This window comes from Paraburkholderia madseniana (assembly GCF_009690905.1).
GTDB classification, from domain to species: Bacteria; Pseudomonadota; Gammaproteobacteria; order Burkholderiales; family Burkholderiaceae; genus Paraburkholderia; species Paraburkholderia madseniana.
Genome location: NZ_VOSW01000166.1, coordinates 1 through 13081, shown reverse-complemented (window position 1 = coordinate 13081; position 13081 = coordinate 1). Strand labels below are relative to the sequence as shown.

At 61.4% G+C, this 13081-nt stretch carries 12 protein-coding genes; 4 read left to right on the top strand and 8 right to left on the bottom strand.

Annotated elements, in window-relative coordinates; all coding sequences use genetic code 11:
- Positions 1-207: 207 nt before the first annotated feature.
- Positions 208-459, bottom strand: a complete 252-nt coding sequence (locus tag FSO04_RS43065) for a hypothetical protein (RefSeq protein ID WP_154567441.1) — start codon at positions 457-459, stop codon at positions 208-210.
- A gap of 183 nt (positions 460-642) precedes the next feature.
- On the bottom strand, positions 643-1971 hold the full coding sequence (gene aptA / locus FSO04_RS43060; protein ID WP_154567438.1) for an omega-aminotransferase AptA: 1329 nt from the start codon (positions 1969-1971) through the stop codon (positions 643-645).
- Between the two features lie 222 nt (positions 1972-2193).
- Between aptA and FSO04_RS43055 the strand changes: the two genes are divergently transcribed.
- A complete protein-coding gene (locus FSO04_RS43055) occupies positions 2194-3609 on the top strand; it encodes an aminotransferase-like domain-containing protein (RefSeq protein ID WP_054040324.1) in 1416 nt (471 codons plus the stop codon).
- Positions 3610-3621: 12 nt separating this feature from the next.
- Here the strand turns inward: FSO04_RS43055 and FSO04_RS43050 are convergent, their stop codons facing one another.
- The 6 genes from FSO04_RS43050 to FSO04_RS43025 form a co-directional block, all read right to left on the bottom strand.
- Positions 3622-4245, bottom strand: a complete 624-nt coding sequence (locus FSO04_RS43050; protein ID WP_054040326.1) for a LysE family translocator — start codon at positions 4243-4245, stop codon at positions 3622-3624.
- Positions 4246-4369: 124 nt separating this feature from the next.
- Positions 4370-5926, bottom strand: coding sequence for a DHA2 family efflux MFS transporter permease subunit (locus tag FSO04_RS43045; RefSeq protein ID WP_154567437.1), 1557 nt, complete (start codon positions 5924-5926; stop codon positions 4370-4372).
- 73 nt (positions 5927-5999) lie between these two features.
- Positions 6000-7160, bottom strand: coding sequence for an HlyD/EmrA/EmrK family protein (locus FSO04_RS43040; protein WP_154567436.1), 1161 nt, complete (start codon positions 7158-7160; stop codon positions 6000-6002).
- A 65-nt stretch (positions 7161-7225) separates the two neighbouring features.
- Positions 7226-8734 carry an efflux transporter outer membrane subunit gene (locus FSO04_RS43035; RefSeq protein WP_154567435.1) on the bottom strand — a complete coding sequence of 503 codons (1509 nt, stop codon included), beginning with the start codon at positions 8732-8734 and terminating at the stop codon, positions 7226-7228.
- Positions 8735-8864: 130 nt separating this feature from the next.
- Entirely contained in the window at positions 8865-9299 is a 435-nt protein-coding gene (locus FSO04_RS43030) for a MarR family winged helix-turn-helix transcriptional regulator (protein ID WP_154567440.1), read from the bottom strand.
- A 229-nt stretch (positions 9300-9528) separates the two neighbouring features.
- On the bottom strand, positions 9529-10437 hold the full coding sequence (locus FSO04_RS43025; RefSeq protein WP_154567439.1) for a LysR family transcriptional regulator: 909 nt from the start codon (positions 10435-10437) through the stop codon (positions 9529-9531).
- Positions 10438-10681: 244 nt separating this feature from the next.
- On the opposite strand from FSO04_RS43025, the gene FSO04_RS43020 reads away from it, so the two are divergent.
- From FSO04_RS43020 to FSO04_RS43010, 3 genes are all read left to right on the top strand, one after another.
- Positions 10682-11248 carry a TetR/AcrR family transcriptional regulator gene (locus FSO04_RS43020; protein ID WP_154567434.1) on the top strand — a complete coding sequence of 189 codons (567 nt, stop codon included), beginning with the start codon at positions 10682-10684 and terminating at the stop codon, positions 11246-11248.
- A 204-nt stretch (positions 11249-11452) separates the two neighbouring features.
- Positions 11453-11878, top strand: a complete 426-nt coding sequence (locus tag FSO04_RS43015; RefSeq protein WP_154567433.1) for an organic hydroperoxide resistance protein — start codon at positions 11453-11455, stop codon at positions 11876-11878.
- 37 nt (positions 11879-11915) lie between these two features.
- Positions 11916-12944, top strand: a complete 1029-nt coding sequence (locus FSO04_RS43010; RefSeq protein ID WP_154567432.1) for an alpha/beta hydrolase — start codon at positions 11916-11918, stop codon at positions 12942-12944.
- The last annotated feature ends 137 nt before the right edge of the window (positions 12945-13081 follow it).

The following is a 13081-nucleotide window of genomic DNA, read 5'->3' as shown; positions in this document are numbered from 1 at the left end:
GCGTCAGGTCCTTGAAATCGGGCATCTTCGTCATGTCCTTCACTATGCACAGCCTGGTGGCAGTTTACAAGCGCTGAATAGTTACGCGGCGGCAAAGAAAGTAAGTGCCGCCCCGCACAGGGGCAACGCTAATAGACCACTACCAATTCAAGGAAAGGCCAAAGCCCCAAGAACACGGCCAATGCCGCCGCGCAGGCAAAAAACCCCCTACTCCTCCGCATCATGCTCAATCACAAACCGCCGCAAATAAGCCAGCACAGCGGCTTCCACCGCCCGATGATCAGCGGTGCTTTTCGACCCTGCATTTTCCTCATCGCCAAACAACGAGGACGGCGCATTATGCACATCCACTTCCTGGCCTTCGCGGAATATACGAATCTCGTGAACGTCTTCAGCGTACTCGGCAACCCAATGCACGCCTTCGATATGCGCGCCTGCGCGAACGGTAGGTATCTTCATGGAAGTCTCCCGTCGGGCCGGACCACGGCGCCAACCCTTGCCATCACCATACGCCGTCCAGGCGGCAGGCGCGAGCATTGCAGGGCAATTTCCTGAGATTTCGCTGCGCCGCAACGAGCGCCCCCGACGTCTAACCATGCCGCCGATGGCGCCCGCGCGAATACCCGCATCTCTCCAGCAGTCTTACTGCACCGTCGCCAGCACGTCGCCCACCGTCTTGAAGATGTGCGCGATCTGCTCTTCGTCAATGATGAGCGGCGGCGAGAACGCGAGGATGTCACCGGTAAAGCGCAGCAGCACGCCCGCCTCGAAGCACTTCACGAACGCTTCGTAAGCACGCGCACCCGGAGCACCGTCGCGCGACTCGAGTTCAACGCCCGCGATCATGCCGAGGTTGCGAACGTCCTTCACATGCTTCGCGCCGCGCAGCGAGTGAGCGGCGGCTTCGAATTTCGGCGCCATCGTCGCCGCACGCTCGAACAGGCCTTCGCGGCGATATAGGTCGAGCGTCGCAACGGCGGCCGCGGCCGCGGCCGGGTGGGCCGAATACGTGTAGCCGTGGAACAGTTCGATCGCGCCCTGTGCGCCGCTGTTGACGATCGTGTCGTAGATCGTGCGGCTCGTGGCCACTGCGCCCATCGGGATCGCAGCGTTGTTGATTGCCTTGGCCATCGTGATCAGGTCCGGCGTCACGCCGAAGTATTCGCTCGCGGTCGCCTTGCCGACGCGGCCGAATGCGGTAATCACTTCGTCGAAAATCAGCAGGATGCCGTGCTTCGTGCAGATCTCACGCAGCTTCTGCAGATAGCCTTGCGGCGGAATCAGCACGCCCGTCGAGCCGGCCACCGGTTCGACAATCACGGCAGCGATCGTCGATGCATCGTGCAACGTGACGATGCGCTCGAGTTCGTCGGCGAGATGCGCGCCCCAGGCCGGCTGGCCCTTCGAAAACGCGTTGTGTTCGAGGTTATGCGTATGCGGCAAATGATCGACCGCCGGCAGCAGCGCGCCGGAGAACGTCTTGCGGTTCGGCGCGATGCCGCCGACCGAAATGCCGCCGAAGCCCACGCCGTGATAGCCGCGCTCGCGGCCGATCAGACGCGTGCGCTGACCTTCGCCGCGCGAACGGTGATACGCCAGCGCGATTTTCAGGGCGGTGTCGACCGATTCCGAGCCGGAGTTCGTGAAGAAGATGCGGTCGAGGCCGTCCGGCATCAGTTCGGCGACTTTCGTGGCCGCTTCGAACGCCAACGGGTGGCCCATCTGGAAGGTCGGCGCGAAGTCGAGCGTGGACAGTTGCTCGGTGATCGCGGCGACGATTTCGTCGCGGCCGTGGCCGGCGTTCACGCACCAGAGACCCGCGCAGCCGTCGAGCACTTCACGCCCGTCCGTGGTGCGGTAGTACATACCCTTGGCCGATTCCAGCAGGCGCGGCGCAGCCTTGAACTGGCGGTTGGCGGTGAAGGGCATCCAGAAAGACGACAGGTCGTCGATGACGGGGCGCGAAGTCATGGTTTTCTCCTCGAAGTGGTAGCGAAACTGTAGCGTCCGCGGTTTAATGGCGGCATAAACAGTTGACGCAGTGTGGTGCTAACTGTGTTGGTGGATTTGCGCTAACTGTGTCGATCGCGCGATGATGCCGCGGTGACTTAACTTGACGCTTTATCTGGCGTCTTCCGGGCCATCTTTCTGGCAACGCAGCCGGCCGTCGCGACCGGCCTTTCAGTCCGAACCATGATCGAACTACAACTTGAGCGCGACCGACGCGCCGCTCCCACGCTCGTCGAGCAGGTCGTACAGGGCTTCGCGCGCGCCATCGAGGCGCAGTCGCTGCGCGCCGGCGCGCTGTTGCCGTCGGTGCGGCAACTGGCGCAGAGCCACGAGCTGAGCACCTTCACGGTCACCGAGGCCTACAACCGGCTCGTGTCGATGGGTCTCGTGGTGGCGCGGCGCGGTTCCGGTTATCGGGTGGCGGCGCGCGCGCAGTCCGCGCGGGCGGCCCCGACCGACTGGCAGCCGCCGAGCCTGACCGCGACCTGGCTGCTGTCCGACGTGTTCGCCGACCATTCGGTGCCGATCAAGGCAGGCGGCGGCTGGCTGCCGAACGAGTGGATCAACGAGACGGGTTTGCAGCATGCGCTGCGTGCGATGAGCCGGGTACCGGCGGCGCGTCTCGGCGACTACGGGCATCCGTACGGCTTCGCGCCGCTGCGCGAGCGGATCGCCGAGCAACTCGACCGGCGCGGTTTGCCGGTGGACGTCTCCAACGTGCTGCTCACGCAGGGCGCGACGCAAGGGCTGGATCTGATCGTCCGCACGCTGCTGCGTGCGGGCGACGCCGTGATCGTCGAAGATCCCGGTTACTGCAATCTGCTGCAGATTCTCAAGCTAGCGGGGCTGGTGGTGCATGGGGTGCCGCGCACTCCGGCTGGCGTCGATACGGATGTGCTCGAAGCGCTGGTCGCGCAGCACAAGCCGAAGGCGATTTTCGTCAACACCACGCTGCAGAATCCGACCGGCGCGACCTTCGGCATGTCGGCGGCGTTCCGTCTACTGCAGATCGCCGAGCGTCAGCGCATGTGGGTGATCGAAGACGACGTCAGCCGCGAACTGGCGCCGTCCGGCGCGCCTTTGTTTGCCGCCATGGAAGGCTTGCAGCGCGTGCTCTACGTGGGCGGTTTTTCGAAGACGGTGACGCCGGGGCTGCGTTGCGGCTACGTGGTCGCCGAGCGGGCAGTCCTGCGCGAACTGGCACGCACGAAGATGGCGGTGGGATTGACCTCGTCGGAAGCGATCGAACGGATCGTCGACAAGGTGTTGCTCGAAGGGCGCTATGCGCGTCACGTCGAAGCCGTGAACGAGCGGCTCAAACTCGCGCATGCGACCGTCGAAGAGCGTCTCGATTCGCTCGGCCTGGAACTGTTTCACCGGCCGCGAGCCGGCCTGTTCCTGTGGGCTCGTCTGCCGATCGAAGCGGAGCGCGCGGGCGAGGTGGCGACGGCCGCGCTCCAGCACGGTATCTGGCTCGCACCTGGCTCCTATTTCCGTCCCGACGACGCCCCGAGCGCCTGGTTCCGTTTCAACGCCCCGTACTCGACCGACGACGCGTTGTGGCGCTTCATCGAGCGAGTCGGGCAGGGTGCGATCTAATCGGACTCGATCTTAAACGGACTGGCCGAGCAGCTTGAGCGCGATCGGATACAGCGAGAGCACCAGCAGCAGCGCCATGGCGACATTGAAGATGCGCAGCCGCTTCGGGTCCGACAGCACTTTGCGCATCGCGGTGCCGAAACCCGCCCACAGGCAGATGCACGGAAAGCCGATCACGTAGAAGATCACCGCCATTGCGATCGCGTTCACGCTGGCGCTCTCGCTGAGGTGAATCGTCGTGGCGGCGGTCAGCACCATCATCCACGCTTTCGGATTGACCCACTGGAACGCAATGGCTTCATGAAACTTCATGGGCCGGCGCTCGCCTTTCTTGACCTTCAGTTCGCCCGACGTGCCGATTTTCCACGCGAGGTACAGCAGGTACGCGACGCTTGCGACTTCGAGCACCGTGTACAGCACCGGGAAGTGCACGAAGGCTTCGCCCAGACCAATCCCCACCGACAGCATCAACAGCACGACCCCGGCGCTGATCCCCGAAAGATGCGGCAGCGTGCGGCGAAAGCCGAAGTTGACGCCGGAGGCCAGCAACATCGTGTTATTCGGACCGGGCGTGATCGTGGTGACGAGCGCGAACAGAATGCCGGCGGGCAGCGCGCTGAGACTGAGGTAGGACATGGACATGGGTGGCTCCGAGGTTGGTCATTGAGACCCTCGGAGCATTCTAGCGAACCACGCCGGTACAGTACCTATACGGTTTGTGGGATGGTGTCCGGTACGGACGACGGTACCGGACCGCCTTTCAATGCGCAGCCGCGGCCGCGTCGCTCGAACCGCCAGCCTTGCCTGGCTTCGTGATCCAGATGAGCGGAATGATGATGATCATGATGATCGCGGCTCCATAGAACACGTCATTCAGCCCCAACATGGCGGCCTGCGACTGCACCGTATGATCGAACAACGCATACGAAGCCTGCTGGCTCAGGCCAAGCGCCGAGTGGTAGGTGTTCATTTGCGCATTGAAAATCGGGTTAGTCGGACTCGACTGCTGTGTCAGGATTTCATGGTGCATGATCGTCCGGTTGTTCCATACGACGTTCGCCAGCGACGTACCAATACCACCAAAGAACACGCGTCCGAAGGTGGACAGCCCGGCCGCGGCCGGCACCTTTTCGGGCGGCTGTCCTGACAGGATGATCACGGTGAGCGGAGCAAAGAACAGCGCCATCGGAATACCCTGCAACAGGGTCGGCAGGATGATGTATCCTTCGCTGATGTCGGTATAGAAATACGTGCGCATGAAGTAGACAATCGCGAATCCGATAAACGCGAACGTGCCGATAATGCGCGCATCGGAACGCGGCAGAATCTTGCCCATGATGGGGGCGCCGATCACCGCGAAAATGCCCAGTGGCGCCGTAGCAAGCCCTGCGTCGACAGCCCGGTATCCCAGGTACTCCTGCATCCACTGCGGAAGCAGCACCAGCGTGCCGAAGAAGATGCCATACGCGACGGCAATCGAAACGGTGCCGCCGAGAAAGTTGCGCTGCTTGAACAGCGTCAGGTCGACGATCGGATTCTTTTCCGTCAGCTCCCAGATAATGAATGCCGCGAGACCGACCGCGGCAACGATAGCCAGCACGACGATCGTGCTCGACGAGAACCAGTCGAGATCCTTGCCCTTGTCCAACATCACCTGAAGCGACGCGACCCAAACAATGAGCAGCACCAGCCCGACAACGTCGATTGGCAGCTTTCTGGCCGGCGTATCGCGCTTGCGATAGAGAAGCCAGACCATCGCGGCGGCGAACAGCCCGACCGGGATGTTGATATAGAAGATCCACGACCAGCTATAACTGTCCGTTACCCAGCCGCCGAGCGACGGCCCGACAATCGGCCCGGTCACCACGATCATCGAGAACAGCGCGAGTGCCAGCGAGGATTTCGCCTTTGGCCACGAACTGAGCAGCAACGCCTGCGACATCGGGATGAGCGGCCCGGCAAAGGCTCCCTGCAGCGCACGCGCAAGCAACAGGATCGGCAACGTTGGCGCGATACCGCACAGCCAGGATGCGAACACGAACAACAATATCGAGCCGACGAACAGCCGGACCTGCCCCAGCCTCTGCGTCAGCCAGCCAGTCAACGGAATCGCGATTGCATTCGCAGCGGCAAAAACGGTGATGACCCACGTGCCTTCGTCGACCGATACGCCGAGGTTGCCGGAAATGGTTGGAATGGCGACGTTGGCGATCGATGAGTCAAGCACGGTCATGAAGCCCGCGAGACCAACGCTCAGGGAACCCAGAGCGAGTGTCGCCCCGGTCAGCGGCGGGTGATTGGGATGGTTGGTGTTCATGGTGATACGGCTGTCCTGTGTCTGGCAAGAAAGGCGCGGCATCTTTCACGTGCCGCGGTCCAATGAGCGGCGGTCATTCGTTTTCGGCGATGATCCGCGCGATCGCGGCGTCGGCCTCGTCGCCGTACTTTGCGAAAACGTCGGTCTTATAGGCGGACGTAGACTGCGTACCGAGTTGGGCGCCGGCAGGGTCCTTGACGTTGACATCCACGTTCATTGACAGACCCACTCGCAGCGGATGCTTTTCCAGTTCCGCGGGTGGAATCTCGATGCGCACCGGCAGCCGCTGCACCACCTTGATCCAGTTACCCGTCGCGTTCTGCGCCGGCAGCAGCGCCAGTGCCGAACCAGTGCCTGGCGTAAAGCCCACCACCTTGCCGTGATAGACGACCGCGGAGCCGTAGACGTCGGCTGTCAGCTCAACTGGTTGCCCAACCCGGATGTGACGAAGCTGCCACTCCTTGAAGTTCGCATCGACCCAGACCTGCTCTAGCGGCACCACCGACATCAGCGCTGCGCCGGGTGACACGCGCTGCCCGACCTGAACCGAGCGCTGAGCGATATATCCGGTCACGGGGGCCGGCAACGTGGTGCGCGCATAAGCCAGGTAGGCGTCGCGAACGTGGGCGGCGCTTGCCAGTACGTCCGGATGCTTCTCGACCGACGTGTTGGCCGTCAGCGCGCGATTGGCGCCAAGCTGCTGCCGGGCTGCCTCAAGCGAAGCCTGAGCCGACCGGGCCGCGTCACGTGCATGTGAGATTTCCTCGTCCGACACCGCCCCCGTCATGCCAGTGGCAAGCCGGCGCTTCAGATCGTCCTGCGCCTTCGAAAGATCCGACTGGCGTTCAGCGATATCTGCGCGGTATCTGTCGTCGTCGGCATATAGGCCATGGACTCTGCGAACGGTTTGGCCCAGATTGGCCTCGGCCTGTTGCAACGCAATCCTGGCGTCCGCGGGATCGATCTGGACGATCGGTTCGCCCTTCCTGACGATTTGCGTGTTATCCGCATTGACCCCGATGACGGTTCCCGTGACCTGCGGCGTAATTTGCACGACGTTGCCGTTGACGTATGCGTCGTCGGTGTCCACATGGTGACGGGCGTCGACGAAATAGAAAGCGCCATACGCAGCGCCTGCGATCGCGAGCGAAGCGACAAGCAGCGAGAGCAGGAGTTTGCGTTTGCCGGGCTTCTTTTCCGGCTCTTTATCCGACGATGACTGAGGTGCGTTCATGGGTAGCTCCAATAAAGTTTGATGGTCGCGCTCAGGCCGATACGCCCGAGTGCCGATCTGGTCGTTCAGTGAGTTGCCGTGCTGCCGGACGGCGCAGGAATCGGTGTCTCCGTGTTTGCGGCAAGGCCAGCCTGCGAAGCATCGAATCCACCGCCTAGTGCCTTGATCAGCCCGATTTGCATGCCGCGGCGATTCATTTCGAGGTTCACGACAGCTGTTTCGGCTGCGAGCCGGTTGTCGTCGGCGTTCAGTACCTGCAGTTGCTGATTCAAGCCAGCCTTGTATCGAACGAGCGCCAGTTGGTAGGCTTTGGTCTGTGCATCCAGGGCCTGCTGCGCATCGACCAGTTGACGGTCGGCCGAGTGGATCTGCGTGACCTGCGTGGCAACATCGGATAAAGCGCTGATCAACGTCTGGTTGTACGTCGCGACGTCGTAATCGAAGTCCGCGTAGCGGCCCTTCAGTTGGGCGCGCAACGCACCAGCGTCGAAGATAGGAAGATGAATCGCGGGTCCTGCCTGAAGTTGGCCGCTTCCAGCCGTCAGGAATCGCCCCCAGCCAAACGCGTCCAGTGCAGCTGATGCGGAAAGATTGACGTCCGGAAAGAACTCGGCCTTTTTTTCCTTTACATCGTGGATTGCTGCATCCACCTGCCAATAGGCCGCAACGATGTCCGGGCGCCGCGAAATCAGGTCGGCGGGCAGGTTGTCGGGAAGCGCGACGCCGGCGCCCTCTCCAAGCGATGGGTTGGCGATCTTGAGGCCGCCATCCGGTCCTTCGCCGAGCAGGGCACCCAATTGGTAGCGGACGGTCGTGATCTGTCCATCGAGGTCACTGACGCTGGAGCGGCTCGTTGCGGTTTCGCCGTATGCGGTCTGCCGCTCAACGTTGGTGTCGAGCCCCGCACCCACGCGCCCATCTGTGATTCGGCCGATATCCTCGCGATTCTTCACTTCGCGAGCCTCGATATCACGCAACGCATAGAGCTGCGCAAGATGGTTGTAGGTGCTGGCCACCGACGCGGCCAAAGAGATGCGCACCTGCTCGGCTTCGGCTTCGGCGACCTTCTCCTGCGAGACAGACTGACGAAGCCGTTCGCGATTCTTGCCCCACAGGTCGAGATCAAACGAAGCACTGGCGAGCACGTTGTTCTCGCTCTGCCAGGTGCCGTTGACCGGCGGTGGAGCGGACCCATTGTCGCTATAGCGCTCGCGCGTCCATGAATAGCTTCCCGTCACGTTTGGATAGAGTGCGGAATGGGCCGTGCCGACTGAGGCAGAGGCTTTCTCAATGCGTGCACGTGCCTGATCGATCGTTGGATTGCCGGCCAGTGCCTCGTCGATCAGCCTGGGCAGCTGCGCATCGCCGAACTGCTTGGCCCAATCCATTGCAGGCCACTGTCCGCCCTCGGCAGGCAAGCTCTCCTTCGTTTCATACTGGGTGGGTGGGGCAATCTGCTTGTCGCTTTTGATGCCGGCGTAGTTGACGCATCCGGCGAGGCCAAGCGCCGCCACCGCCGAGGCTATCGTGGCAGCCCATGCGCTCGCTCGGAGCTGGGGTCGGTCGTGATTCATGATGGTTTCCGTTTTCCTTTGGCTCATCTGGGTTGTATGTCTTTTCTTCACTTGAAGTGCATATGCACACATTAGCGTTTAATTTTTCACTGATCGATCTACCGCAGTGAATCAATCTGTTGCGTTGTGGTTATCTTTCGGACAGGTAGCTCGTCATGCGAAACAGTTCACTTCGCAGATGCGCTGCCTGTTGCGGGCCAAAACTACGTTCGAAACTGGCCTGCGCCGTTGCCCAATGAGCGGCCGCTTCGTCGAGCTTCGTTATCCCTCTTCTGGTGAGTACGACTCGCAGTCGCCGATTGCTTTGCGGTTCGGCAGGAGCAACCACGAGGCCACGCCGAAGCAGGGGTTTAAGCGCTCGAACGAGGGTCGTTCTGTCCATCACCATCGCTTTGGCCAACTCGGCCATCGTCAGATTCGTACAACGACTCAGCGTTTTGAGGACGCTGAACTGCGTGGGCGTGATGCCGGCCTCAGACAAATGACGCTCATAGAGCTTTGAAATATGTCGGGAGGCTTGACGAAGAGCGAAACAGTCGTCGTCCGGAAGATCGTTTGAGTGCATACGCACAGAGTAATGCGGCCCCCGCCGGGAAGCGATGCTGGCCGGATTATCAGTTTGTTGTCGTTTCGTGCACCAATCGCCCGGGGAGCAACGGGGAAGTGGGCCGGGCGCCGACCGGGTGCACGCTGCGTGGGCCGGATCCAGTCGGGCTCGTCACCGAACACCGAAAGCGGCGATTCATCGCGCCCTTTTTTGTTTCCGACGCGCTTCGCAGCTCGAATTTGCTGCACTAGCGCGATGTCGCCAGCGTTTCGAAGAAGGCAGCCGCATAGTCAATAAATGCACGCACCTTGGCAGGCAGCAGGGTCCGGTTGCTGTAAGCGAGCTGGATTTCGACGCTGTCGTCGGCAAGCCGCGAACCGGTGAGCAACTGGACGAGCTTTCCCGAGGCCAATTCGTTCTCTACAAGGGCTGCCGGCACGACACCGATTCCGAAACCCTGCAGCACCATTTCCAGGTTGAAGGCAGGGCTGTTCGACGAAACATCGAAGCGAAGCGGAACGCTCAACTCGTCCTCGCCAATCCGGAAGCCGATGGCGGGGCGGCGAATGGACGGCGACATCGGCACAAAAAGATGCTCGGCCAGTTCCGATGGATCTCCCGGCGTTGACGACGCCTCCAGATACTGCGGCGTCGCGACGATCACAACCGGAATGCGCTCGAGCAGACGCACGACCGTTGTTTCGCTCGTCAGCATGTACGGAAGAACGAGGCCAAGGTCGAACCCGTCGCCGACCAGGTCGACGGGCCGCTCCGTCAGCGTCACGTCGAGCGTGACCTTCGGATGGGCCCGCTTGAATCCGGCGATCAGGGGAACCAGCCGGCTTACCGTCGCCGTCGTATGGGCGACAAGGCGTAAGACGCCACCCGCTTCGCGTGTCTGGTTGGCTACGTCCGCTTCGAGTAGATCCAGGTCGTCCAGGATACGCACGCAGCCTTCGTAGAATCGTTCCGCGGCTTCGGTGAGCGAGACCTGCCGGGTCGTCCGGTTTAACAGCCGGCATCCGATCCGCTCTTCCAGCCCCGCGATTGCCCGCGACACCGCCGGCCGGGCCAGCCCATGAATATCCGCCGCGCGGGTGAAACTCTTCAGTTCGACCACCGACCGGAAAATGCGTAGGCTTTCGATATATTCCATGATGAGATCTCGTCGACCAACGGGAACAAAGGATAGACGGAATGCCGTTTTCAGCGCCACCGGAGGTGCCAGTTGCGGATCCTGTCTCCCACGGTATTTCGCAGGATAGGCAACGGTTGAGCCGGCGACAGAAAACAGTCTATGCCACAGCGGCGCCGCCTTCATGTCTGGTAACCACGTCGCGTCGGTTGAAAAATTGCGAAGGCGCTTGACAGTCTATCTATGAGTAGATATAGTTCAACCCATGGAACCGACAACGACAGTGCGCGAACAGATCCTCGACCACGCAATCACGCTCATCATGCTGCGTGGTTACAACGGGTTCAGTTACCGTGATCTGTCCAGTCTGGTTGGCGTAAAAACCTCGAGCATCCATTACTACTTTCCGTCGAAAGACGATCTGGTTCTGGAGGCGGTTAATGCGTACAGCAACGAGGTATTGGGCGCGCTCCATGGCATTAACGCTTCATTGGCCGCGGACACAAAGCTGAGCAAGTACGCGAAGCTGTTCGGCAGGACCCTCGGTGACGGTAATCAGATCTGCCTGTGCGGCATGCTGGCTGCAGACATCGAATCACTGCCCGACAACATCCGCCAGGCCGTGCAAGCGTTTTTTAAAGCGAACGAAAGCTGGCTCGCCAAGGTTCTCGCGCAAGGCGTGCAGGAAGGGACGCTGGCGGTGAACGGCAAACCGGAAAACGCGGCACGGGCACTGTACGCGGCTTTTCAGGGCAGTGTGCTCGCAAGCCGTCTGTTCCACACCAAGGCCCGGCTCGAAGACGTCGAGGCGACGGTGCGGATCGCGAAGTGAAGCTCGCACCGCGGTAGTCAGGTAATCAGGTATGAGGCGGTACGCCGCCTCTTTGTTGGCGCACTTATCTATCTCTGAGTAGATAGATAAGTGGGGAGTATATAGTAGCCAGGAAAAGTCTGGTTTGTCAGTTTAATTTTGCGGATTAATCTATCTAGTAGTAGATAGTAAATTCGATCACTCACTCTTGTAAGGAGCCTCACCATGTCACTCGAAAAAGTCCTCTACCGTGCTCAAGCTCATGCCACCGGTGGCCGCGATGGCCGCGCCGTGGTGCCAGCAGGCAACCTCGATTTCAAGCTGACCACGCCGAAAGAACTGGGCGGTGCGGGCGGCGAGGGCGCCAATCCGGAACAGCTCTTCGCGGCCGGCTATAGCGCCTGCTTCCTCGGCGCGATGAAATTCGTCGCCGCCCGCGACAAGATCGCCATCCCCGCGGACGTCTCGATTGACGGAAGCGTCGGCATCGGCCTGATCCCGAACGGCTTCGGCATCGAAGTGGAATTGAAGATCTCCCTGCCCGGCATGGCACGCGAAGCGGCGCAGGTACTGGTCGACAAGGCGCACATCGTCTGCCCGTACTCCAACGCCACCCGCGGCAACATCGACGTCACCCTGACGGTCGTCTAAGCCTCAGTCTCTCACCATCACGAACCTGGAAAAAATCATGAAGACCTTCAAGCCTTTGCTGCTGGCCGCTGTACTTGCAACCAGCGCCACCCTCGCCATCGCCGCAAGCCCGGCAACACCCGCCTCGCCCGATCTGGTGACCAGCCAGTTCCTGCATGCGTTGAACAGCGGCACAGGACCGGCAATCAACACGTTGACACCGGCGCAGGCGCGTCAGGTGCTGGTCGGCGCGCAGAACAGCGTGAAGGTCGATCTGTCCGGCATCGATGTGTCGAACAAGACCATCGAGCAGGACGGCATCAGCGTGCCGATCACGATCGTACGGCCGCAAGGCGCCACGGGCACGCTGCCGGTCTTCATGTTCTTCCACGGCGGCGGTTGGATCCTTGGGGACTTCCAGACGCACGAGAGGCTGGTGCGCGACCTCGTCGTGCAATCCGGAGCAGTGGCGGTGTTTGTCAATTACACGCCGTCGCCCGAAGCGCGTTACCCGGTGGCGATCAATCAGGCATACGCGGCCACCAGATGGGTCGCGGAGCATGGCAATGAAATCGGTGTGGACGGCAGCCGCCTCGCAGTAGTGGGCAACAGCGTCGGCGGCAACATGGCCGCGGTTGTGTCCCTGATGGCGAAGAACAAGCAGGGCCCTGCAATCCGCTTTCAAGGCCTGATGTGGCCGGTGACGGACAACAATTTCAGCGACGGTTCGTACAACGCCTATCCGGAAGGCCACTTCCTGACCCGGCCGATGATGAAGTGGTTCTGGGACGCGTACACAAAGGATCCGAAGCAGCGCAATGAGATTTACGCTTCGCCGCTGCGTGCTTCAGGTGATCAGTTGAAGGGCTTGCCGCCGGCGCTGATCCAGGTAGCGCAGTCCGACGTACTGCGCGATGAAGGCGAGGCCTATGGTCGCAAGCTCGACGCCGCGGGCGATGAAGTCACGACGGTTCGCTACAACGGCACGATCCACGACTTTGGCTTGCTTAATGCACTCGCCGGCGACGCGCCGACCAAAGCCGCAACCAGGCAGCTTGCCAACGAGTTGCAGGCGCGTCTGAAGTAAGCCGTAAAACCCAGCCCTTTCAAGGTCTTGATCAAGATGTCCCGCCTTTGGCGCGTTTAAGCAGGCGGGCGGTACTGTGATGGGCTCGGGCTACCGCGCCTTCGACATAGGGTGCGGGTTTGCGGGTCTTGGGGCCA